Annotated in this window: 23 protein-coding genes and 2 tRNA genes; 15 read left to right on the top strand and 10 right to left on the bottom strand. The window is 64.1% G+C overall.

The window, feature by feature from the left end; genetic code table 11:
- The 4 genes from VKM35_RS00160 to VKM35_RS00175 all read left to right on the top strand — a co-directional run.
- The coding region (locus tag VKM35_RS00160; RefSeq protein ID WP_324317100.1) for a DUF6265 family protein at positions 1–283 on the top strand (283 nt) is incomplete at its 5' end.
- A gap of 14 nt (positions 284–297) precedes the next feature.
- Entirely contained in the window at positions 298–1,368 is a 1,071-nt protein-coding gene (gene dinB / locus VKM35_RS00165) for a DNA polymerase IV (protein WP_324317102.1), read from the top strand.
- A gap of 133 nt (positions 1,369–1,501) precedes the next feature.
- Positions 1,502–1,837, top strand: coding sequence for a hypothetical protein (locus VKM35_RS00170; protein ID WP_324317104.1), 336 nt, complete (start codon positions 1,502–1,504; stop codon positions 1,835–1,837).
- 63 nt (positions 1,838–1,900) lie between these two features.
- The gene (locus VKM35_RS00175) at positions 1,901–2,536 is read left to right on the top strand and encodes a CDGSH iron-sulfur domain-containing protein (protein WP_324317106.1); all 636 of its coding nucleotides are present in this window, start codon (positions 1,901–1,903) and stop codon (positions 2,534–2,536) included.
- Between the two features lie 6 nt (positions 2,537–2,542).
- Here VKM35_RS00175 and VKM35_RS00180 read toward each other — a convergent pair whose 3' ends face one another.
- On the bottom strand, positions 2,543–3,595 hold the full coding sequence (locus VKM35_RS00180; RefSeq protein WP_324317108.1) for an NAD(P)-dependent alcohol dehydrogenase: 1,053 nt from the start codon (positions 3,593–3,595) through the stop codon (positions 2,543–2,545).
- Positions 3,596–4,302: 707 nt separating this feature from the next.
- Here VKM35_RS00180 and VKM35_RS00185 point away from each other — a divergent pair.
- The 4 genes from VKM35_RS00185 (at position 4,303) to VKM35_RS00200 (ending at position 7,303) form a co-directional block, all read left to right on the top strand.
- Positions 4,303–4,374: transfer RNA gene (locus VKM35_RS00185), tRNA-OTHER, on the top strand.
- Positions 4,373–4,446 (top strand) — tRNA-Thr (locus tag VKM35_RS00190). Before VKM35_RS00185 ends, VKM35_RS00190 begins: the two co-directional genes overlap by 2 nt.
- Positions 4,447–4,902: 456 nt before the next feature.
- Positions 4,903–6,024 (top strand): slipin family protein, encoded by a 1,122-nt coding sequence (locus VKM35_RS00195; protein ID WP_324317110.1) that lies wholly within the window; start codon positions 4,903–4,905, stop codon positions 6,022–6,024.
- Between the two features lie 61 nt (positions 6,025–6,085).
- The gene (locus VKM35_RS00200) at positions 6,086–7,303 is read left to right on the top strand and encodes an RtcB family protein (RefSeq protein ID WP_324317112.1); all 1,218 of its coding nucleotides are present in this window, start codon (positions 6,086–6,088) and stop codon (positions 7,301–7,303) included.
- A gap of 84 nt (positions 7,304–7,387) precedes the next feature.
- Here the strand turns inward: VKM35_RS00200 and VKM35_RS00205 are convergent, their stop codons facing one another.
- Positions 7,388–7,846: a GNAT family N-acetyltransferase gene (locus VKM35_RS00205; protein ID WP_324317114.1), complete on the bottom strand. Its 459-nt coding sequence runs from the start codon at positions 7,844–7,846 to the stop codon at positions 7,388–7,390.
- Positions 7,847–7,985: 139 nt separating this feature from the next.
- Here VKM35_RS00205 and VKM35_RS00210 point away from each other — a divergent pair, with 139 nt between their 5' ends.
- On the top strand, positions 7,986–8,468 hold the full coding sequence (locus VKM35_RS00210; protein WP_324317116.1) for a YajQ family cyclic di-GMP-binding protein: 483 nt from the start codon (positions 7,986–7,988) through the stop codon (positions 8,466–8,468).
- A 224-nt stretch (positions 8,469–8,692) separates the two neighbouring features.
- A complete protein-coding gene (locus VKM35_RS00215; protein WP_324317119.1) occupies positions 8,693–10,636 on the top strand; it encodes a glycoside hydrolase family 44 protein in 1,944 nt (647 codons plus the stop codon).
- Positions 10,637–10,827: 191 nt separating this feature from the next.
- Here VKM35_RS00215 and VKM35_RS00220 read toward each other — a convergent pair whose 3' ends face one another.
- Positions 10,828–11,532, bottom strand: coding sequence for a 16S rRNA pseudouridine(516) synthase (locus VKM35_RS00220; protein ID WP_324317121.1), 705 nt, complete (start codon positions 11,530–11,532; stop codon positions 10,828–10,830).
- Positions 11,529–12,599: a class I SAM-dependent methyltransferase gene (locus tag VKM35_RS00225; protein ID WP_324317123.1), complete on the bottom strand. Its 1,071-nt coding sequence runs from the start codon at positions 12,597–12,599 to the stop codon at positions 11,529–11,531. Before VKM35_RS00225 ends, VKM35_RS00220 begins: the two co-directional genes overlap by 4 nt.
- Positions 12,600–12,695: 96 nt before the next feature.
- Here VKM35_RS00225 and bla point away from each other — a divergent pair, with 96 nt between their 5' ends.
- Both bla and VKM35_RS00235 read left to right on the top strand, forming a co-directional pair.
- Positions 12,696–13,601, top strand: a complete 906-nt coding sequence (gene bla, locus VKM35_RS00230; protein ID WP_324317125.1) for a subclass B3 metallo-beta-lactamase — start codon at positions 12,696–12,698, stop codon at positions 13,599–13,601.
- 118 nt (positions 13,602–13,719) lie between these two features.
- The gene (locus VKM35_RS00235) at positions 13,720–14,802 is read left to right on the top strand and encodes an OmpA family protein (protein ID WP_324317127.1); all 1,083 of its coding nucleotides are present in this window, start codon (positions 13,720–13,722) and stop codon (positions 14,800–14,802) included.
- Positions 14,803–14,859: 57 nt separating this feature from the next.
- Here VKM35_RS00235 and VKM35_RS00240 read toward each other — a convergent pair whose 3' ends face one another.
- Positions 14,860–15,237: a YajD family HNH nuclease gene (locus VKM35_RS00240; RefSeq protein ID WP_324317129.1), complete on the bottom strand. Its 378-nt coding sequence runs from the start codon at positions 15,235–15,237 to the stop codon at positions 14,860–14,862.
- A gap of 170 nt (positions 15,238–15,407) precedes the next feature.
- On the opposite strand from VKM35_RS00240, the gene VKM35_RS00245 reads away from it, so the two are divergent.
- Positions 15,408–15,728, top strand: coding sequence for a hypothetical protein (locus VKM35_RS00245; RefSeq protein ID WP_324317131.1), 321 nt, complete (start codon positions 15,408–15,410; stop codon positions 15,726–15,728).
- 58 nt (positions 15,729–15,786) lie between these two features.
- Positions 15,787–17,193: a hypothetical protein gene (locus VKM35_RS00250; protein WP_324317133.1), complete on the top strand. Its 1,407-nt coding sequence runs from the start codon at positions 15,787–15,789 to the stop codon at positions 17,191–17,193.
- 44 nt (positions 17,194–17,237) lie between these two features.
- Here the strand turns inward: VKM35_RS00250 and VKM35_RS00255 are convergent, their stop codons facing one another.
- From VKM35_RS00255 to VKM35_RS00275, 5 genes are all read right to left on the bottom strand, one after another.
- Positions 17,238–18,761: a M14 family metallopeptidase gene (locus tag VKM35_RS00255; RefSeq protein WP_324317135.1), complete on the bottom strand. Its 1,524-nt coding sequence runs from the start codon at positions 18,759–18,761 to the stop codon at positions 17,238–17,240.
- Between the two features lie 15 nt (positions 18,762–18,776).
- Complete coding sequence (locus VKM35_RS00260; protein ID WP_324317137.1) at positions 18,777–20,444, bottom strand: M28 family metallopeptidase; 1,668 nt, start codon at positions 20,442–20,444, stop codon at positions 18,777–18,779.
- Positions 20,445–20,513: 69 nt separating this feature from the next.
- Positions 20,514–21,170: a DsbA family oxidoreductase gene (locus VKM35_RS00265; RefSeq protein WP_324317139.1), complete on the bottom strand. Its 657-nt coding sequence runs from the start codon at positions 21,168–21,170 to the stop codon at positions 20,514–20,516.
- A gap of 112 nt (positions 21,171–21,282) precedes the next feature.
- Positions 21,283–21,753: a peptide-methionine (R)-S-oxide reductase MsrB gene (gene msrB, locus VKM35_RS00270; RefSeq protein WP_324317140.1), complete on the bottom strand. Its 471-nt coding sequence runs from the start codon at positions 21,751–21,753 to the stop codon at positions 21,283–21,285.
- A 109-nt stretch (positions 21,754–21,862) separates the two neighbouring features.
- Positions 21,863–22,672 carry a lytic transglycosylase domain-containing protein gene (locus VKM35_RS00275; RefSeq protein ID WP_324317142.1) on the bottom strand — a complete coding sequence of 270 codons (810 nt, stop codon included), beginning with the start codon at positions 22,670–22,672 and terminating at the stop codon, positions 21,863–21,865.
- Positions 22,673–22,838: 166 nt separating this feature from the next.
- On the opposite strand from VKM35_RS00275, the gene VKM35_RS00280 reads away from it, so the two are divergent.
- Complete coding sequence (locus VKM35_RS00280) at positions 22,839–23,393, top strand: sigma-70 family RNA polymerase sigma factor (protein WP_324317144.1); 555 nt, start codon at positions 22,839–22,841, stop codon at positions 23,391–23,393.

Raw genomic sequence — 23,393 nt, forward strand, 5'->3', positions numbered from 1 at the left:
GACCACCCGCGGCGGCAAGCTGCTCGGCTTCGAGTACACGCGCATCGAACGGCGCGGCGCCGGCTGGGTCTACATCGCGCAACCCGGCGGTGTGCCGCCGACCGAATTCGCGCAATCGTCGACAGCCGCGCAGCGCATCGATTTCAGCAATCCCGCGCACGACTATCCGCAGCGCGTGAGTTACTGGCACGACGATCGCGGCCTGCACGCCGAGATCGCCGGCCCCGGCAAGGACGGCGAGCAGCGCTTCGCGTTCAACTACACCGCCTGCCCCACGCATTGATGTCGACAACGCCGATGCGAAAAATTGTCCATGTCGACATGGATGCCTTCTACGCTTCGGTCGAGCAGCGCGACGATCCCGCGTTGCGCGGCAAGCCGGTGGTGGTTGCCTGGCGCGGCGCACGCTCGGTGGTGTGCGCGGCCTCGTACGAGGCGCGCAAGTTTGGCGTGCGCTCGGCGATGCCGGCGGTGCGTGCCGAACGCCTGTGCCCGCGCGCGATTTTCGTCCCGCCGGATTTTTCCCGCTATCGCGCCGTGTCGAAACAGGTGTGCGAGATTTTCGCGCGGCATACCGACCTGATCGAGCCGCTGTCGCTGGACGAGGCCTACCTCGATGTCAGCGAAAACAAGCTCGGTCTCGCCAGTGCAACGGCGGTCGCCGAAGCGATCCGCGCCGCGATCCGCGAAGAGACGCAGCTGACCGCTTCGGCAGGCATCGCACCGAACAAATTCCTCGCCAAGATCGCCTCGGACTGGCGTAAGCCCGACGGCCAGTACGTGATCCGTCCGCACCAGGTCGAAGCCTTCCTCACACCGCTGCCGGTCGGTCGCCTGCCGGGCGTGGGCAAGGTGATGGAGGCGAAACTCGCCGAACTCGGACTCGCTACCGTCGGGCAATTGCGTTCGCATGGACTGGCGGAACTGCAGCGCCGTTTCGGTCGCTGGGGTCAGCGCCTGCACGAGTTGTCGCTGGGCATCGACGAACATCCCGTAGTCAGCGAACGCCCGACCTTGCAGGTTTCCGCCGAAGATACTTTCGAGCACGACGTCCTGCTCGGCGAAACCGTGCCGATGATCCGCCGTCTCGCCGAAAAGGTCTGGACCGCGACACGCAAGGAGCCCGAGCGCGTTGGCCGCACCGTCGTGTTGAAACTGAAAACCGGCGATTTCCAGATCCTCACGCGCAGCCACACCCCGCCGCAGCCGCCGGCCTCACTGGACGAATTCTTTTCGCAGGCGCTGAGCTTGCTCGAACGCGTCGAACTGCCGTCGCGCACGCGTTATCGTCTGGTCGGCGTCGGCCTGGGAAATTTTCGCGGCGTCGATGACCTGCCGCCACAGTCGCAACTGTTCGCCGGCGATTGATTTATCCGGAAATTCACGCGCTCTTGCCCTAGTCGCATCCGGCGTGAACATGATCGCGCGATCGCCGCCGGTTCATCCGCGGTTGCGCGCCCACGGGCCATGGTCGAGCTCCCCCGCATGACAAGGGCCTGCCATGAGCAAGCACAAACATGACTCAACGGTTCTGTTGATCGCGATTCCCTTCATCACGCTGATGGCATTCGCATCGCTGGCGGTCGCGCAGGACGCCATGCAGAGCAAGCAGTTCCAGGCCGACACCGGCCCGGTTACGGTGACCTGGAGCCAGCCCGCGACCCTGCCCAATGCTGCCGATTATCAGGTGAAGATCAGCGACCTGGATCGCAATGGCGATGGCCGCATCTCGCGCAATGAAGTCCCGGTCGGGCACGCGCTCGCCAGCGAATTCAAGCTGGTCGATCGCAACCACGATGGCTTCATCACCGCCGCAGAGTTGGCCAACTGGCATTGACCTGTTGGCATAGTCGGGCGATGACGGCGCTATGATGCGTCCGGGCCTCCCCGGAGAGCAGTCATGGCGACGGAAACGGTACGCGGCAAGCAGGTCATCATCCATTTCGATGGCGAGCGCTGCATCCATTCGCGGCACTGTGTGCTCGGACGTCCGGATGTGTTCGTGCCGAATGTCGAGGGCGAATGGATTCACCCCGATGCGGCGCCGCCCGAGGCGATTGCGCATATCGCGATGAGCTGTCCCTCGGGCGCGATCCGCTACGAATTCGTCGACGGCCACGCCGCCGAGACCGCGCCCGTGGTCAACACCGTGCGCCTGCGCGAGAACGGCCCGCTGGCCTTCGATGCAGCGCTGACGATAGCCGGTGCAGCCGATGGTTTTCGCGCGACGCTGTGCCGCTGCGGCGCGTCCGCGCGCAAGCCATGGTGCGATGGCAGCCACGCCGAGAGCGGCTTCCACGCCACCGGCGAAGCGGCGATACAGAAATCGGAGGCGCTCGCCGCGCGCGATGGTCCGTTGACGATCGATCCGCAGAAGGACGGCCCACTGAAAGTCAGCGGCAATCTCGAGATCGTCAGCGGCACTGGCCACACGCTAAACCGCGTGACCGAGACCTTCCTGTGCCGCTGCGGCCATTCGAAGAACAAACCCTATTGCGATGGCAGCCATCGCAAGGTCGGTTTCGTTTCCGGCTGAGGCGGATCAGTCCGTGCCCAGGCTGGCGATGTCGATCACGAAACGGTAGCGCACGTCGCCCTTGAGCATGCGCTCGTAGGCCGTGTTGATCCGGTCGATGGCGATCAGTTCGATATCGGAAGCGACGCCATGCGCAGCGCAGAAATCGAGCATTTCCTGCGTCTCGGCGATGCCGCCGATGAACGAGCCGCTGAGCTTGCGTCGACGCATGATCAACGATGCCGCCGCCAACGCCGCCGGCTGGTCGGGCACGCCAAGCAGGATCATGGTGCCATCGACTTTCAACAGGTTGAGATAGGCGTTGTAGTCGTGCGGCGCCGACACCGTGTCGATGATGAAATCGAACTGCCCGGCGCGTTCGCCGAACACTTTCCCATCGGCGGTCGCGGCGAAATCCACCGCACCCAATGCCATTGCATCGTCACGCTTGTTCGGCGACGTGCTGAGCACGGTTACTTTCGCACCCATCGCGGTGGCGATCTTCACCGCCATGTGGCCGAGCCCGCCCAGACCCACGACGACCACACGGTCGCCCGCCTTGACGCCAAAATGGCGCAGCGGCGAATACGTGGTGATGCCGGCGCACAGCAAGGGCGCGGCGCGGTCGAGCGGAATCGCCTCGGGCACGCGCAACACGTAGTCCTCGTGGACGGTGATGCGCGTCGAGTAGCCGCCCTGCGTCACGGCGCTGCCGTCGCGCTCGACACCGTTGTAGGTCATGGTCGGACGCTGGTCGCAGAATTGTTCCTGCTGCGCCTTGCATTGCCCGCATTCGCGACAGGAATCGACGAAACAACCGACACCGACGGCATCGCCGACCTTGAAGCGGTTCACGCCGCCGCCGACCTGCGCCACGCGGCCGACGATTTCGTGGCCGGGCACCATCGGAAATTTCGAGAACCCCCATTCGTCGCGCGAGAGATGGATGTCCGTATGGCAGACGCCGCAATAAAGAATGTCGATCAGCACTTCCTGCGCGCGCGGCTCACGGCGCTCGATGGTGAACGGCGCCAACGGCGATTTGGCGGTGGCGGCGGCATAGGCGCGGGTGGCAGGCATGACAAGAGCTCCCTGGGTCGGTATCGACATCCTACGCTCGTCGTCGTCGCGGGTGATCGAGACTCCTCAGCTTCGTCGTGCAGAAAAAATTCGCGATTTTCGAAAATAATGCTTGCAGATGATTTTTTGCAGGCGTATCGTCCGCGTCCTTCGCCCTCGCGGCGTTTTTCCGAAAAAAAGCAATCCGATGAAAGCCCTCGCCACAAAATCGAACTACCGACTGCCCCGGCCCGAACGCCGCGGCACGGACACGTTCGCTCCGGCGAACCGACCCTGCTTTGTCGACGCAGGCTTTTTTCCAGACTGATTGCCCTTAGCATGGGAGATCGGTCACCCCGATCTCCCGAGGCCACGCGAACGCCCTCGGATTGAAAACCCGGGGGCGTTTTGTTTCCGGCGTTCGCCAAGGAAACCGCAACAACGAATCGTCGATGCCTGTTCCACCCCGAAGCACCCGGGCTCGCGCCCGACGCAGGGGTCGATCTGTTCATGCCGCGCATCAGCGCGGTGCCTGGGTGCTTCGGCACGGGCGGAGAGCGGACGGACATCGCACAAACGGGCCTGGTGCCCGATGCAATTGCCGCTTCGCGAGAGGCGGCAATGCGCAGCGTCAACGAACGAATCACTGCGGTACGGGTTGCTTGCCCGTCCGGTGCGCGCGGCTCTGCCGTGGCGTATGCCCTGGTTCGAAACGAAGCGCTGCGCGAGGACGATAGCTCAGCCAGGAAGAGCAGCGGTTTGCGCCGCAGGTCGCCGGTTCGAATCCGGCTCGTCCACCACTGGATAGCTCAGTTGGGTAGAGCGACGAATTTGTAATTCGTTTGTCGCGGGTTCGAATCCCGCTCCGGAAAACTGCCTGTAACGCAGAGTCTCAGCCAGCAACACCGGGGCGCAAGCCCCAGGGAACACGCCGCGTCGCGTGCTCGCGTCGTCGCATTCCGGTGCGATGTTCACGATCCACGCGTCAACGCGGCGCCCGCCGGGTCACGGTCTCCGCAACGGACCGGGTCACGAATGAAAGCGGAATCCGTCTGCGATCTCGCAGGCGCGCTCCGCCGGATCCGGGATCCGCTCCAACGCAACGCCCTGCCTCCGCGTGCCATCGCGTGGCGTGTTCCCACTCATTCGTGCGCCCGGTCCACGCCGTGCGCCACCGATGCATAGCATCCGGCGCGGTCACGCGCGCCACGATGACGCGATGACGAAATGCATCGCGGCGATTCACTTCACGCAGCGCAGCGACCCGCCGCGGCGTGATGGCTCTCCGGTCGGGTCGACCCATCCATTAAAAGTAAAGGAGGCAACTCATGTTGATGATCCGAAAGGTCGTGATTGGCGACGCCGAGCGCGGCCTCGTTTACCGCAATCGCCGTTTCGATCGCATTCTCGCTCCTGGCGTGCACTGGTTGCTCGCGCTCACGGGTTCGCTCGAGGCCGTCGTGCACAACCTCGTCGTCGCCGAATACGCAGGCAAGGACGCGGACGCGCTGATCGCCCGACTCGGCGACAAGCTCGCCGATACGTTTCTGCTCGCCGATATCGGTCTGCAGGAGGTCGGTCTGGTCTGCAAGCACGGTCAGTTGGTCGATGTTCTGGCACCGGGTTCGCGCAAGTTGTACTGGCGTGGACTGGCGCCGATCACGGTCGAGCGTGTGGCGCAGTCGACGCTGGAGATCGACGCATCCATCGTGCACCGCCTGCGTCAGATCGGCCTGATCGACAAGGTCGCCGTCGCGGTGACCGTGCCGGCGGAATCGGCGGGCCTGTTGTTCGTCGACGGCAAGCTGGTTCGCTTGCTCGAGGCCGGTGCCGTCGCTTTCTGGAATCTCAGGAAGAACGTCACTGTCGAAGTGATCGATCTGCGCGTGCAGTCGGTGGAAGTTTCCGGCCAGGAGTTGTTGACCCGCGACAAGGTCTCGCTCCGCGTCAACCTCTCCGCCAGCACGCGCGTCACCGATCCGGTCGCGTCGCGCTCGAAGGTGAGCAAGATCGGCGACTTCCTGTATCGCGAGCTGCAGTTCGGCTTGCGCAAGGCAGTCTCGGCGAAGTCGCTCGACGAGTTGCTCGGCGATAAGGCTTCGCTCGATGCCGACATCTTCGGCCACGTGCGCGGCCAGCTCGACGGCTTCGGCATGGACGTGCTGTCGGTCGGCGTGAAGGACGTGATCCTGCCCGGCGAGATGAAGGAAATACTCAACGGCGTCGTGCAGGCGGAGAAGACGGCGCAGGCCAACGTGATCCGCCGTCGCGAGGAGGCGAACGCCACGCGTTCCCTGCTCAACACGGCCAAGCTGATGGAAGAGAGCCCGATGCTGATGCGCTTGAAGGAGCTCGAGACGCTGGAAAAGGTCACCGAGAAGATCGACAAGCTCACCGTCTTCGGTGGTTTGGATGGCGTGCTGCAGCAACTGGTCACGCTGAAGTCATGAGGAAGATCCGGCCGGAATGGGCCGGCCGGATCGAGTAAATTTGATTCAAGGAAGAAAGAAGATGAACACGCATTCTTACGAATTGCTGCATGGTCCGGGCCCTGGCGAAATCCGGGCATGGATCAAGGGCGTCCCGCTGGAGGAGTCCGCCCGGGCGCAGTTGCAGAACATCGCTGCCCTGCCCTTCGTCGGGCCCTGGGTCGCAGTCATGCCCGACGTGCACCTTGGCAAGGGCGCCACCGTAGGTTCGGTCGTACCGACGCGCGGCGCGATCATTCCGGCGGCGGTCGGCGTCGATATCGGTTGCGGCATGGCGGCGGTACGCACAACGCTGCGCGCCAGCGATCTGCCCGACAATCTGGCGCAGTTGCGCTCATCTATCGAACGCGGCGTGCCGGTCGGCAATGGCGGTGGTGGCGAGCACCGCAAAATCCCCGAGGATCACGAGACGCGAATCGCCGAATCGGGGTTGTTCGCCCGGCTTGAAGCGATCAAGGCCAAGCATCGCAACATCCGTACCGACAAGCTCGATCGCCAGATCGGCACGCTCGGCGGCGGCAACCACTTCATCGAAATCTGCCTCGATGAGACCGGCGCCGTGTGGGTGATGCTGCATTCGGGCTCGCGCGGTACCGGCAACCTCATCGGCAGTTACTTCATCGAACTCGCGCGCGAGCAATTGGCGCAGCGCGTGCTCGGTTTCAGCCTGCCGGACAAGGACCTGGCCTTCTTCCTCGAGGGCGAGCCGCTGTTCGATGACTACGTGGAAGCGGTGTCCTGGGCACAGGATTACGCGCGTCACAATCGTGAGGCGATGATGGCACAGGTCCTGCGCGAGATGCGGCACCGTTTGCCGAAGTTCCAGCTGGAGAAGATGGCGGTCAACTGCCATCACAACTACGTGCAGCGCGAAACGCATCACGGCGAGTCGCTGCTGGTCACCCGCAAGGGCGCCGTCAGCGCACGCGAAGGCGAGCTTGGCATCATCCCGGGAAGCATGGGTACCGCCAGCTATATCGTCCGTGGCAAGGGCAATGCCGACAGCTTCCACAGCTGCAGTCATGGTGCCGGTCGCGTCATGAGCCGTACCGCCGCCCGCCAGAGCATCACGCTGGCGCAGCATCGCGAGGCGACTGCGCACGTCGAATGCCGCAAGGACAAAGCGGTGATCGACGAATCGCCGGCCGCGTACAAGTCCATCGATGCGGTGATGGCGGCGCAGACGGACCTTGTCGAAGTCGTGCACACGCTGCGTCAGGTGATCTGCATCAAAGGCTGAACACCACCATCAACCTCACTTTCGCCGCCCCCAGCCGGGCGGCATTTTTTTGTTCCGTGTCTGCTCCGGCCCGGGCAAGGTCGCTCACAACGCGCGCTTCATCCCGGCGTGGCTGGCCTCGAAGCCGAGCCGTGCATAGAAACGATGCGCAGCAATGCGGCGCAGGTCGGTGGTCAGCTGGATCACGCCGCAGCCGCGTTCGCGGGCGCTTTCCATCGCCGCCTGCATGAGTTGCTCGCCGATGCCGAGACCACGCAGGTCCGAACGCACGCGCACCGCCTCGACCAGGGCGCGGCGCATGCCGCCGCGGCTCAAGCCAGGAATGAAAGTCAGCTGCAAGGTCGCGATGATCTCGCCAGCACGCTCGCCGACCAGCAATTCGTTGCCGGCATCGCGCTGGATTTCCTCGAAAGCCGCACGCACCGCCGGCGTCGCCTGTTCGACGTAACCGCTGCGCGAGCGCGCGATGTCGTCGTCGGCGAGCAGAGCCAACACGGCATTGAGGTCTTCGGCTACGGCTCTGCGAAAGGTCACGGGCGGCATGGATGGGCTCCGGGCGGCGGACGCGCATGACGATATCAGGGCCGGGGCCGCTTGCGCGGCGCACGCCGCCGCAACGGTCATGACGATCCGCAGTGTCAACGTTAGACTGGCGACCCCGACACCGCGACCCGCCACGACCATGCCCTCCTTCGACGTCGTTTCCGAAGTCAACAAGCACGAACTCACCAATGCCGTGGACACTGCCAACCGCGAGCTCGGCAATCGTTTCGATTTCAAGGGCACCGATGCCCACTTCGAACTCGACGAATTCGTGGTCACGCAGCGTGCGCCCAGCGACTTCCAGCTCAACCAGATGCTCGACATCCTGCGTGCCCGTCTGATCACCCGCGGTATAGACGTGCGCTGCCTGGATGTCGGCGAGCCCGAGATCAACCTCGCTGGCGCCCGCCAGAAGGTCACGATCAAGCAGGGCATCGAACAGAAGATCGCCAAGAAGATCATCGCCGCGATCAAGGACGCCAAGCTCAAGGTCGAGGCGCAGATCAACGGCGAGAAGTTGCGCATCACCGGCAAGAAACGCGACGACCTGCAGGACGTGATGGCACTGCTGAAGAAAACCGAATGGGAGCTGCCGCTGCAGTTCGAGAATTTCCGCGATTGACCGCGCCCGTCCGTAACGCCGGTGCATCCCGAAGCGCATGAACGAATTTGTTAATTTGCGGTGATGCGCCGCAAATATCGAAATTCGTGCCGCCGCAGTCTTGACCGATATCGGAACCGCGTCGAGGATGTAAGCCCGCTGTTCGCGCCGCCCGCAAATCATGATCGGGCGCGCATCAACTTTCTTTTCGGCGCTTTCGCCAGCCAGACATCGGGGAGTGCGTCATGAGCATGCTGCAACGTCGGATCGGCCTGGCTTTGCTGGCATTGGCCTTTGGATCACAGGCACAGGCGCAGAACGCCGCGATCACCATCGAGGTCGACGCCAACGCCGGCCGCCACGCGATCGACCCCAACATCTACGGTGTCGCCTACGCCAGCACCGCGCAGTTGACCGACCTGCGCGCGCCGTTGAACCGCTCCGGCGGCAACACCACCTCGCGCTACAACTGGCAATTGAATGCCGCCAATCGCGGCTTCGACTGGTACTTCGAATCGATCGCCGAGACCAGCGCGGTCGCCGGCGAATCCGGCGACACGTTCATCAGCACCAGCCGTGCCGGCGGCGCCGAGCCGATGCTGACGATTCCGATGCTCGACTGGACCACCAAGCTCGGACCGAATCGCGGCAAGCTCGCGAGTTTCTCGCAGGCGAAATACGGCGCGCAGTCCGATGCCGACTGGCAGTGGTATTCCGACGCCGGCAACGGCGTACTCGCCAGCAACGGGCAGAACATCGTCAACACGCCCGCCGATGCCAACAGCCCGTCCAACGTCGCCTTCCAGCAGGGCTGGGTGCAGCACCTCACCAGCAAATGGGGCCTCGCCGGCAACGGCGGGCTGCGTTACTACCTGCTCGACAACGAACACAGCATCTGGCATTCGACCCATCGCGACGTGCATCCGGTCGGCGCGAACATGGAAGAAATCCGCCAGCGCATGACCGATTACGGCGCGATGATCCGCGCCGCCGACGCCGGCGCCGTGATCCTTGGCCCGGAAGAATGGGGTTGGTCGGGCTATCTGCTGTCGGGCTACGACCAGCAGTATGGTTCGCAGCATGGCTGGAGTAATCTGCCCGACAAAGCCGCGCACGGCGGCATGGACTACATGCCGTGGCTGCTCGACCAATTGCACAAATACGAAGTGCAGACCGGCCACCGCGTGCTCGACGTGTTCACGCTGCACATCTACCCGCAGAGCGGCGAATTCAGCGACAACGTGAGCACCGACATGCAGTTGCGGCGCAATCGTTCGACGCGCTCGCTCTGGGATCCGAACTACGTCGACGAATCCTGGATCGGCGACAAAGTCGACCTGATCCCGCGCATGAAGTCCTGGGTCGCGAGCTATTATCCCGGCCTGAAAACCGGCATCACCGAATACAACTGGGGCGCCGAAAACCACATCAACGGCGCGACCGCGCAGGCCGACGTCTACGGCATCTTCGGTCGCCAGGGCCTGGATTTCGGTACGCGCTGGACAACGCCGGCCGCATCCACGCCGACCTACAAGGCGATGAAGCTCTACCGCAATTACGACGGCGCCGGCCATGGCTTCGGCGATGTCTCGGTCGCCGCCACCGCGCCCAATCCCGACAATGTTTCCGCGTTCGCCGCCACGCGCAGCGGCGACGGTGCACTGACGGTGATGGTGATCGCGAAAGTGCTCACCGGCACGACACCGGTCGCCGTGCATCTGGGAAATTTCGTCGGCAGCGGCGCCGTGCAGGCTTGGCAGTTGACCTCAAGCAACGCGATCACGCGCCTGCCCGACCTCGCGATCGCCACCGGCACGGTCAATACCACCGTGCCCGCGCAAAGCATCACGCTGCTGATCATCAACCCGGGCGGCGAAATTCCGAATCGCCTCGCCGGCAACCTGTCGCGCGCCAGCCGCCTGCAACCAGCCATCGTGCAGCTGACCTGGAGCGGCGGCGCCACGCGCGTCGACGTCTATCGCGATGGCGTTCTGCGCGTCAACGTCGCCAACACCGGCAAGTATTCCGAGAAAGCCGGCAGCAATCCGGCTTCGGGCTACATCGTCTGCGACGCCGACACCACGCGCTGCTCGTCGTCCGTGATGGCGATCCCCGGCGGCAACGCCCGGCCACCGGTTCCGCCGAAGCGGATCGATGTGATGCATGGGAAAAAGAATCTGCTGGACTAGGTGAGCGGTGAGTGGTGAGTGGGAGAAGGATATGGTACTTCGTCATCCCCGCGAAGGCGGGGATCCAGTGACTTTGATCTTTAGCTTTTCAACATAGAGAAGCGAAAGGCGCTGGATCCCCGCCTTCGCGGGGATGACGAGCAAAATCTCACCACTCACCACTCACCACTCACCACTCACCACTCACCAAACTAAAATCCCGCAAAAATCCCCGCCACCTGCGCCGGCGCCAGCACCTGCCATTGCCCCGATTCCAGTTCGCCCAGCGCAAGTCCGCCGATCGACAAGCGCTGCAAGGTCTCGACATGATTGCCGACCGCAGCGAACATCCGCCGCACCTGGTGGTAGCGGCCCTCGACCATCGTGATGCGGACGCGGCGCGGCTCGACGATCTCGAGTATCGCCGGCGCCAGCGGTGAATTCTCCGACTCCAGCATCAGCGTACCGCTGGCGAAAATTTCCGCTTCGTCGCCGCGCAGATCGCCGGCGATCGTCGCCTCGTAGATTTTCGGCAGATGCGATTTCGGCGACGTGATCCGGTGCAGCAACGCACCGTCGTCGGTCATCAGCAGCAGGCCGGACGTGTCGCGGTCGAGCCGGCCAACGCAGGACAGGATCGGATTGCGCAGGCGGAAACGCGGCGGCAGCAGGTCGTAGACCACGCGTCCCGGATCCTTGGTCGAACAGGTGTAGCCGACCGGCTTGTGCAGCATCAGGATGAAACCCTGCGCCGGATCCAGCGGTTCGTCGTCGACGCGGATGTCGGCGTGTTCGGCGCTGTCGTCGGGACCGAGCACGCTGCCATCGGCGCGCGTCACCCAGTCGTTGCGCAGCATCATCGTCACGTCCTTGCGCGTGCCGTAGCCGAGATTCGCCAGCAGTTTCACCAATTTCATGCATCCGCCCTGATCGCTTCGATCACCTTGAACCCCTGTTCCTGCGCCAGCACGCGCCAAGTGCCGAAACGCGCGCCGAGGATTTCTTCGTACGGCAAATGCCGGTTCGCCACCAGAAAAAAACGGCCGCCTGGACGCAGGGCATCCGCCGCTGCCGTGATGAACGCCTGGCCCAGTTCCGGGCGGTCGCTGCGATCGACGTGGAACGGTGGATTGCTGACGATGACATCGTAGCGGCGCGGCAGGCCGACGCCGACGTCATGCCAGAAAAAATCCAGTGCGACGCGATCGCCGGCCGCGACAAGATTCTTCCTGGCCAGATCCAGCGCGCGCGCTTCGGCCTCGTACAAATCCAGCGCGACGATCTTCGGGCAGCGCGCAAGCAATTCCGCCGCGAGATAACCGTAGCCCGCGCCGAGGTCGGCGCCCTGCCCGGCGAGATCATCGGGAAGCTGCGCGGCCAGCAACTGCGACGCAGCATCGATGCGATCCCAGGCGAACAGCCCCGGTCGGCTGAGAAAACGACCGTCGGCGATCGGGCGCGGCGCATCCAGCTGCGCCCATTGCGTCAGCAATTCCTGATCGCTGCGCGCGGGATCGACCACGGCCCAGAACACGCGGCATTTGTTTTTCGACAGGCTCTGCGTCGCACCGGCCAGGCGCGCGAGATCGGCTTCACCCGAACGCGCGCCTTCGTTGTTGGCCTGACAGGCAACGACCACACCGCCCGCCTGCGTGCCGCTCAGCGCGCGTGCGAACAAGGCGCGCGCTTCCTCGCGCTGTCGCGGCGGCAAAACCAGCGTCAATACCGATGCCGACATCGATGGCGCGTCGGCCTCCGTCGCCACGTTCCGGCCTTCGCGCTGCAATTGTTCCGCGAACGGCTTGAAGCTCTGCTCGCAGAGCATTCCAGCCGTCGCCAGATCCTGCCAATCCGCACCGGCGCGTGCGCGCAGAAAACGCACCTGCCCCTGTATCGGCCACGCCAGCGCGCCACCATGAAAAGGCAGCAGCAAGGTCGCCAATGCGGCGTCAGTTATCGACCCGCCAAGGTGCGCGCCAGCCAAGAGCCATCTCCATCCCGCGTAGGGCCGCGAGTTTACACGCGCTCGCCATCGTTCCGTGGATGACGCGATAATCGCCGCACTTCCGGAGGCTCACGCATGCTTGCCATCCCCTTGTTGCTCGCCCTCGCCGCGCCTGCGTCGACCACCCTCGCCAGCGCCGATACCACGCCGATCAATTGCGACAACTGCGCGACATGGAACCGGCCGCACGCGCCGTTCCGCCTGGTCGGGAACAGCTATTACGTCGGAGTCGAGGGCATCAGCGCGGTGCTGATCGCTGACAAGGCGGGCCTGGTGCTGATCGATGGCGACCTGCCGCAATCGGCGTCGCGGATCGCCGACAACATCCGCAAGCTCGGCTTTCGCGTCGAGGATGTGAAATGGATTGTCAACTCGCATGCGCATTTCGATCACGCCGGAGGCATCGCGGCGTTGCAGCGCATGAGTGGCGCGAAAGTCGCGGCCAGCAAACTCGGTGCACAGGCGCTGCGCGCCGGCAGCGCCAGCGCCGACGACCCGCAATTCGTTCTGGGCGATGTCACGAATTTCCCGCGCATTGCCAACGTTACGGAAGTCGCCGATGGTGAAGTCATCGCGTTGGGAAGAATCCGCCTGACCGCGCATTACACGCCGGGACACACGCCGGGCGGCACCAGCTGGAGCTGGCGCGATTGCGCGGGCGAGGTCTGCCACGATCTCGTCTTCGCCGACAGCCTCAGCCCGATATCCGCAACCGGCTTTCGCTTCACCGCCGATGGCGGCGCACGCGTCGCGCAATTCCGCCATAGCATCGCTGTCGTGCGCGCGCTTGCCTGCGACGTGCTGGTGCCCACGCATCCGGATGCCTCGGACCTGTTCGAAAATCAGGCGAAGCGTGGCAAGAACCGGAAGCGCGACGCGCTCATCGATGCCAACGCCTGCCGCGCCTATGCCGACACGGCGGACGCGCGGCTGACAAAACGCGTTGCCGAAGAGCAGGCGGACCCCTCCGCATCGCATTGAACGCCGATCCGGCGACAAGGCTTGCCGCTCGCCCGGGTTTGGATTACAAGGCCTCTGGCGCCGGATTTCGCCATCGCCGGCGACGTCATCGCAACGCCACCATTTCCGGAGATTGATCATGCGTGTCCGTCCCCATGTTCTGCTGCTGCCGGCGCTGCTGGTGTTCGCCGCCTGCAGCAAACCCGCCGATGTGCCACCTGCCGATACGCAGACGCCATCGCCCGCAACGACGCCGGCGCCTGCAGTCACCGCCAGCGTCGCCGCGCCGGCAGTGCCCGCGACTGTCGCGGCGCCCGTCGCGACAGCGGTGCCGGCGAATACGGAATTCGATCCGGCCAGCGTGCCGGTGAGCACTGCGACGCTGCCGCCGTTCCCGTTCTTCAAGACGCCGGAAGGACTGACCAGCATCTTCGCCGACAAGGAAAAGAATGCCTCCTTCGATCGCGAACACATGATCGCCGGCGGCAAGATCGTCGCGATCGAAGGCAAGGTGTTCCGCGAAGGCTTCAAACTCGACAATCCCGAAGGCCGCTCGTATTCCGACATCGAATTCCAGCGCAACTACGAGAATGCGATCACCGCGCTCGGCGGCGTGAAGGTGAGCACGGTGCAATACACCGACGAGGTCAACCAGGCGTTCGGCAGCCGCGATGTCGTCGACAAGCACTATCACGGTGCCTGCGCCGGTGTGGACTGTCAGAACGATACCTACCTGATCCGGCAGAACAACAAGGAAACCTGGATCCAGGTCAGCACCGGCGCGATTCCGTTGCACGGTTACGTGACCGTGCTCGAGCGCCAGGCGATGACCAGCGCGCTTTCCTTCCTCAGTGCCGGCGACATGAAGAAGGCGCTCGACGCCGACGGCCACGTCGCGCTGCATATCAATTTCGATACCGACAAGGCGACGCTGCGCCCTGATGCCGGCAGCGTGATCGATGAAATCGGCAAGCTGCTGCAGTCCGATCCCTCGCTCAAGCTTTCCATCGAGGGCCATACCGACAGCACCGGCAGCGCCGACCACAATCGCAGCCTCTCGGGCGAGCGTGCCGCTTCGGTGCGCAGCGCTCTGGTCGCCAAGGGCATTGCTGCCGATCGCCTGAGCACCAAGGGCTTCGGTCCCGACAAACCCGTCGCCGACAACGGCAGCGAAAGCGGTCGTGCGAAGAATCGCCGCGTCGAACTGGTCAAGATGCCGTAACGATCCACGCCGCTCCGCTTCGGCGGGGCGGCGATCGGCGGAAATCCGCCGTGGTTCTCAGCTGTCGCGCTTGAGCAGCGACTTGAGATTAGCGAAGGGATTGCCGGTCGCGGCAGGCTGAGCGTCTTCCGCCGTCAGCGCGCTGCCGCCAGTGTGATCGGTAAGCCGCGAGTGTTCGTTGTCGTGGCAGTACACGCACAACAATTCCCAATTGCTGCCGTCGGCCGGATTGTCGTCGTGATTGTGGTTGCGGTGATGCACGGTGAGTTCGCGCAGGTTTTCGCGGGTGAATTCGCGGGCGCAGCGACCGCAGATCCACGGATACATTTTCAGCGCGCGTTCGCGATAGCCCTGGTCGCGCTCGGCGGCCTGTCGCCGCGCTTCGGCGACGATGCGATCGAGTTTGCCGTTGTCGGGAATTTTCGGGTTCGACATGCGGGTCTTCGCTGCTGGGAGAACTTGGATTGTGGCGGATCGATGCGGCCGTTGCTCGTCGATCGCGAATCGATACTGCAGCGGATGGCGACGACGGCCATGACTTTCGGCACTTCGCGCATTCATCGAAGCCATTGCATTTTCGGGGATTGCTCTCCCCGAGGTTCATCATGGTATCCAGTCTTGCAGGCAAGTTTACCCGTCGCGGAATTTCCGTCCTGTTGTCCGCCCTGTTGTTGAGCACGGCCGCATTCGCGCAATCCAACAACAGCGGTGCGATCACCGGCCATGGCGAACATGGCGACACGGTGATCATCCGGGGCACCGATACCGGTTTCCATCGCGAAATTCAGGTCCCCGATGGCGGCACCTATCGCGTCCGCCAGGTGCCGATCGGCAGCTACAACGTCATCCTCAAACATGCCGACGGCACTTACGGCACGAACAGCCAGGTGACCATCAGCGTCGGTTCCACCGCGCGCGTGCAGTAAGCGCGGGGCGTTGGCCCGGGGTATATTCGTCTCCGGCGACAACGCCCGGAGAACGAAGATGAATCGTACCGTCGTGAGTCGAATCGTGACGAACCGTGCCATCCTCGCACTGGTCGCCGGGCTGGCCGCGTGTGCAAGCGCGGCGGTTTCAGCAGCGCCGCCACCGCGGTTTCCGGCAGCAGCCGTCTGGAACCAGGACATCACGCTGGCCGCGCTGCGTTCGGATTCGGCGACGATCATCAGCACGCTCTCGGGTCTGGGCGGCTTCGGCAATGGCCGCATGCAGATCGATTTCGCAATGCGCATCGTGCAGGCGCCGGCCGGAGCGCCGACGCGCACGATCATCGGATTGCCGCCACCGGACGGTTATTACTCACCCGATTGCGAACCGCCCGGCACCGCGATGCCGGTGCCGGCAACGGCGCAGATCGAGGGTTCCAGCGGCCTGGTCTGCGACAACTATGCTGACGACTGCCACCTGCTGGTCGTCCAGGGCAACAATCTTTACGAGGCGTACCGCGCCACCGCATCGGGCAGCAGCGGCCTGCTGGCGCAATGCCTGGTGATCTGGAAGCTCGATCGCGTGTATCCGGCCAACGGACGCGGCGAACACTGCACCAGCGCCGACGCCGCCGGTTTCCCGATGGCGCCGCTGCTGTTCAACGCCGATGAGGTCTATGCCGCGATGCAGGTCAGCAATGGCGATCTCGGCCACGCGATCCGCTTCATCCTGCCCAATCCGCGCATGGCTTCGGTGCTCATCGACGGCGAGCAGGTGCCGCTGTACGTGCATCCGGGCAGCCACGCCGGCGGCCCGAGCGGGCCGACAACCACGATTGCCTATGGCTCGCGCCTGCGCTTGCGCGGCGATTTCCCGGTCAACCTGTATTCGCCGGCGGCGCAGGTGATCCTGCGCACGATGCAGCACTACGGCATCGTGCTCGCCGATGGCGGCAACATCGCGCTGACCGCCGAAGACGACGTATTCACCACGCACAAATGGAGCGAGCTCGGCATCAGCTCGCGCATCTTCGATCAGTCGGTGCCGTCGGCGAAAGTGAACGTCACCGATTTCGCAGTGATCGACACCGGTGCAGCGATCGTCGAAACCTACGACTGCGTGCGCAACGCCGATCCGCCGCCGCCGACCCCGCCCAGCCAGTTGCGCGGCAGCATCGAGCGCGGCGCCAATGCGAAATTGCCGCAGATCGTCGTGCTGCATTGGCTGGGCGGCGCCGCGAATGTCGACGTGTATCGCGATGGCGTTTTCCGCGCCACCCTCGCCAACACGCAGGCCTACCAGGAAAAACGTGGCGGCAACGGCTACGCCAGCTACATGGTCTGCGACAGCACCACCGCCACCTGCTCGAATGCGGTCACGCCGCTGCTCACGCGCTATCCCGATCCGCCGCCGAAACATCCGCAGGTGTTGCGGCCCCTGCCGAAGCCGAACATCCTGGACTGAGGCGCGCGGCGCGCTGATATCGGGCGCGATCGAGCAGAAGCGATTTACGGCTCGCCGACATCCACCGCCAGCACGCGCCAAGCGGGGAATTCATCGCCCGGCGCAGGCTGCGCTATCAAGCCGCAGGCGAGCAGGCCGTCGTCGCTACCGGCTTCGCACAGATATACCGCGATCGCACCACGCTGCTGCGCGGTATAGACGAGGCACCAGCCCGGCGGCAGCGTGCGCTGTTCTTCGCGCAACTCCGCTTCGAGATAGGACGAAGCATTGGCTTCGAGGATCTCGCGTCCGGTCGACGATACCTGCCCGCTCACGATGGCGATTTCCGCGTGCAACAACCAGGGCTTTTCCGGTCTCTCCACGCGCAGGCCGTGTCGCTCCAGATGTGCGCCGATCTCCGCCGGCACTGCATACGCCGGCGGTCGCGACACCACGTGCTCGCCGACGAAACAACCGTAATACGGTACCTCGACGCTGATCGGCGCACCGTCCAGCGTGTACGGCTCGCGCGTCAGCACTTCCGCCTGCGTATCCGGAAAAGCTTCCAGGCGATAACGCACGGCGATGCGTTCGGGCGGCTCGAGACAGATCGCCAGCAAGGCGACGATTTCGTCGCCATGCTCGCCGACATAGGCCAGCGTTTCGCGCAGGAACGCGTAGGTCGTGCGCACGCGTTCGGAAAACGTCAGGTACGAATAGGTTTCCAGCAACAGATCGAGGCGATTGGTCAGGCCGCGATAATTGCCGCCGAAGCGCGGATGGTGGGTGTAGGTGATCCAGCCCATGCCCTGCCCGCCTTCGTCGCGCAGGAAGTTGCCGTAGAAAAACGTATCGAGCCCGTCCTTCGCCTTCACCTGTTCGCGCACTGCCGGCAGCAGTTCGCGACGCATGTACTCGATCGGCTCGCGGCGGCCGCTTTCGACTGTGTGCGGAATGTCGTAGGTCAACGCGAAGCGATGAATCGAGCCGTTGGTGGCGTGGCAGTCGATCACCAGATGCGCGTTCCAGACGTGGCAGACGCGCGCCTGCATCAGACGCATTTCCTCCGCATCCTGGCGCATGTAATCGCGGTTTAGGTTGACGCCGGCGGCGTTGTTGCGCGTGCCGACACCGCCGACCGGGCCGATCTGGCCGCTGAACTTCGCGATATCGAGACGGCGATTTTCCGTGCTGATGCGATCGTTGCCGTCGGCATTGAACAGTGGTGCGACCACCAGCACCATGCGCGTCAGCACATCGCCGTGACGGCCGGCGAGGATGTCGCGCACCAGCATCAACACCGCTTCCTTGCCTTCGACTTCGCCGGCGTGGATGCCGCAGACCACCAGCACCACCGGCAGGCCCGAGGCATGCGCAGCTTCTGGCGTGAAAAAGCCTTGGTCCGACAACACCAGCAGCGGCAGCTTGCGGCCCTCGGGCGTGGCGCCGAAATCGCCGACCTGCAACCGCGGATCGGCGAACGCGCGCAACTCTTCAATGAAAGCGAGCACATCGGCGTGCAGCGACGTTTCCGCGTAGTCGCTGCGTTCGGCGCGGGTGAGCGGATGCAGATCGGTGCTCGCGGTCATGACGTTCTGCCTAAGTTATCGCCGTGCGGCGGCGGTGGCGTCGCGGGTCGCTCGGAATTCCGATTCCTGGCCCCAGTTCGGCCAGCGTCGCGAATGCGCGAGATCGGCGCCGACCTTGTAGAGGATCTGCAGGTCGCGGGCCATGCCGGTGAACGCCCAATCGGCCTGCCATTCGTCGGCGGGCTGGTGGTAGCGATCGTTGTTGTATTCCTTCTCGGCGGCTTCGCCGGCCGCGCTGCCGCCATCGATCCAGTCGTCGCCGGAGCCGAATGAAATCGCCGGCACGCCGCGCTTGGCGAACGGGAAATGATCGGAGCGGAAGAAATGCCCGGCCTCGGGTTTCGGATCCGGCACGTAGCTCAGGTTCCAGGCTTTCGCCGTCGCGATGAGCTCATCGAGCAGATCGACCTTGGCACTGCCCGAGGTGGTGAAGTTGCGCGCGGGACCGTGCGGATCGAGCGCATCGATGTTGAGCACGGCCACGGTTTTCGCCAGCGGGTACAACGGATTCGACGAATAATATTCCGAACCCAGCAGACCTTTTTCCTCGGCGGTGACATTGAGGAAGACCACCGAACGCTCCGGCCGCGGCTGTTGCGCGAACGCGCGGCCGAGTTCGATCAGCGACGCGGTGCCGGTCGCGTTGTCGACCGCGCCGTTGTAGATGCGATCGCCCTTGGCATCGGGTTCGCCGACGCCGAGGTGATCCCAATGGCCACTGTAGATCACGGTCTCGTCGGGATGCTTGCTGCCAACGATGCGGCCGGCGATGTTGCGCGAAGTGATCACCTGCGTGTCGACGGCGTAATGCGCCGAGAAGCGTGCGTCCTTGAGTTCGACCGGCTTGAATTCACGCGTCTGCGCCTGTGCTTTCAACGCCTCGAAATCCAGGCCGGAGCGCTTGAACAGGTCGACGGCGAAATCGCGTTGGATCCAGCCTTCGAGCAGCGGATGCACCGCGGCGGGCGCCTTGCGCACGATGTCGAACATCACGTTGGTATTGGAATTTTTCACCGTCGCCCAGCCGTAGGAGGCCGGCTCGGTTTCGTGCACGATCAGCATGCCGATCGCGCCCTGGCGCGCGGCTTCCTCGAACTTGTACGTCCAGCGGCCGTAGTAGGTCATCGCCTTGCCGCCGAAATCGCCGCTGCCGCTTTCGAAATCCGGATCGTTGATCAGCACCACAGCGATCTTGCCCTTGAGATCGACGCCCTTGAAGTCGTCCCAGTGCCGTTCCGGTGCTTTGACGCCGTAGCCGATGAACACCAACGGCGCATCGGCGATGGCGACGGATTTTGCGCCGCTCATCGAGGCGCGGATCGCGATTTCGTTGCCCTGGGTCAGCGCGATGTTGTCGGCGCCAGTCTTGATCGCGACATTGATCGGACCCTGGATCTGGAAGCGGCCCAGCGGCACCGCCTGCGTCCAGCCACGCTTGCCGCTCTTGAGCACGTCGCCGCCCGGCTGTAGACCGGCCGCCTTCATTTGCGCGATCACGTAATCGACTGTCTTCGTTTCGCCCGGCGTCGCCGGGCCACGACCTTCGAACGCATCCGAGGACAATATTTTCACTTCCGCGGAAAGACGCTGCGGATCGATCGTCGGCAAATTCTTTGGCAAATCGGCCGCGGCAACGGCCGAAGAAATCGCCAGGGACAAGACGGAAACGGTCAGGATTTTCACGTATGGACACCCGTTGGAAAGCTTGCCCGATACTAGTGACCCGTAAGCCACGCGTCCATATCCCATCGGTCAGGCAGATTGCACGGCGATCTCGCGCAGCGCGCGCTCGAAGGTTTCCACCGGTTGGCCGCCGGAAATCAGGTGACGATCGTTGATGATCACTGCCGGAACCGCATGGATGCCGTGCTCGGCGTAGTAGCGTTGCTGCGCACGCACCTCGGCGGCGAATTCGTCCGAGGCGAGGATCTGCTGCGCGCGCTCGCCATCGAGCCCGACTGCGCGCGCCAGCCGCAGCAGCACGGTGTGATCGCCGGGATTTTCACCATCGGTGAAATACGCACGGAACAGTGCGTGCTTAAGCGCGAGCTGGCGGCCTTCGCCTTCACCGTCGGCCCAATGCAGCAGGCGATGGGCATCGAAGGTGTTGTAGATGCGGCTGCGCTTGTCCATGCGGAATTCGAAACCCAGCGCTTCGCCGCGCGCACGCAAGGCCTCGCGACTCTGCGCGCGTTGCTCGGGCGAGGCACCGTACTTTTCCGCGAGGTGTTCGTCGATGTCCTGGCCCTCCGGCGGCATCGCCGGATTGAGTTCGAACGGCTGGAAATGCAGGTCCACCGTCACCGCGTCGCCCACCCGCGCCAGCGCCTGTTCCAGCGCCTGCAGGCCGACGATGCACCAGGGACAGGAGACATCGGAAACAAAATCTATTTTCACGGGGACGGACATCGGGACATTCCTCATCTGGTGGCGTGTGTCGTACTCGCGTCGACGGTCCAACGCAATTTTCCAAAGGTCCGGGGAAAATTGGGCCGTCGCGCCGCGATTCAAGCCAAGCCGCTCACGCCACCGGCCAACTTTTCTCACCGCGCCCCAACCTGTCCGGCAAGGCGCTGCCATTCGCGACGAATTCCAGCGACACCGAATTGATGCAGTAGCGCAGCCGGCTCGGCGCCGGACCGTCGGGAAAGACATGGCCTTGATGACTGCCGCAGCGGCCACAGCGGATCTCGATGCGGCGCATGCCATAGCTGTTGTCGGCGATGTTCTCCAGATGCCCCTCGGCAATCGGCCCGGTGAAGCTTGGCCACCCGGTGCCGCTTTCGAATTTCGCTTCCGCGGCGAACAAGGGCAGCCCGCACAACCGGCAGCAGTAGACGCCGGCCTGCTTGTTGTCGAGCAGGCCGCCGCAGAACGCCGCTTCGGTGCCGTGATTGAGCAGCACGCGGCGTTCGTCGGCGCTGAGGTCGGCTTCAAGCGCCTCGCGTTGTGTGGCCGTCGGCGGCGTGAGGTCGAAGGTGTCGGCAGTCATGGTCAGCTCCTGGATGAGAAATAGATGGCGTCGTGCCGCGGGCGGAACGGAGGCGATAACGCATCCTGCCTGCGATCATCTTTCGAATTCGTGAAAACGATGGCAACGATCAATGTTTGCGGCGCTTCTTTCGCGCCCTCGCCTTGTGCGCTTTCGCCGGCGGTGCCAAGGCGGCTTTGTAGTCCGGATACAGCGCGAGCACCCGCGCCACATAGTCCTGGGTTTCGGCATACGGCGGCACGCCATCGTAATGCGCCACCGCGCCGACGCCGGCGTTGTAGGCCGCCGCGACCAGGGTGATGTCGTTGTGGTACTGCCGCAGCAGATCCTTGAGATGACGCGCACCGCCGGTGATCGAAGGGCCGGCGACAAAGGGCTCGCTCACGCCGTATTGCTTCGCCACCGCCGGTGTGAGCTGCATCACGCCCTGCGCCCCCTTGGGCGACAAGGCCAACGGATCGAAACCGCTTTCGACCTGCGCGATCGAACGCAGCAAGGCATCTTCGACACCCGTGGCTTTCGCCGCCGCGCGAAATTCCACCGGATAGCGATCGAGTTGCGGTGGCCCCAGCGTGCCGAGACCGGCGTGTGCCTCAGCGCCTTTCGGCGTCTCGACACGGAACGACAACACCTTCACCGAACCTGGCAGGTTGCGCGTGCTGTAGACCAGCTTGCCATCCTGTTCGCGCTCGTACAGCGTGCCATTGACCACACCCAGCGCGCCCCAGAGATTGGGCAGCTTGGCGGCGTTGTCGTCGATCTGTTTCGCTTCGCAGCGCGAGCCCGGCTCGGGCGCCGTCGCCAGGCTCACGGTGCCGTTGCGCACGCAGCGGTAGACGGTGCGCGCCTGGACATCGGCAGCAATGCTGGTCAGCAACATCAGCGCGCAGAAAGATGGGGTTCGCAGGTGTGTCGGCATGGCGGCAGTGTAAGGGCTGCAGCGACAAGGCGTCGCTGCGGCGCGATCACCCGGCAGCACGGTGATTGGGTACGATCCGGTCGGGACCCGGGCCAGCCGCGACCCTGTGATTTTTTCCGCCCTGCTGCGAATCATGTCCACAAGCACACAGCAACGGGACCTTCGGATGGGAGCGCAAACAGCCGCCATGGCGACAACAGGCACGACCGACAGCAGGCAGCAGTTCCACGCGCTGCTCGAGCAGCACCGCAAGATCGTCTTCAAGGTCGCCAACACCTATAGCCGGCTTCCGGAGGATCGCGCCGATCTCGCGCAGGAAATCGCCGCGCAGTTGTGGCGTGCGTTTCCCGATTACGATCCGGCGCGCACGTTCTCGACCTGGATGTACCGCATCGCGCTGAACGTGGCGATATCGTTCCTGCGCAGCCACCAGCGCGATCCACAGACCGAATCACTGGACGACGATCACGCGCAGATCGCCGGAGCCAACGGTGGCATCGAGGAAACCGACGAACGCGTGCGCGCCCTTGAGCACTTCATCGCGCAACTCGAACCGCTAAACCGCGCCCTGTTGCTGCTGTATCTGGAGGAGCGCAGCTATCGCGAAATCGCCGACATCCTCGGCATTTCCGAAACCAATGTCGCCACCAAGATCAGCCGCCTCAAGCAACGTATCCGCCAGGACATGGCGCCCACCGACTCGCAACACGACAAGGATTGA

Source organism: Arenimonas sp. (assembly GCF_035312645.1).
GTDB lineage: Bacteria > Pseudomonadota > Gammaproteobacteria > Xanthomonadales > Xanthomonadaceae > Arenimonas.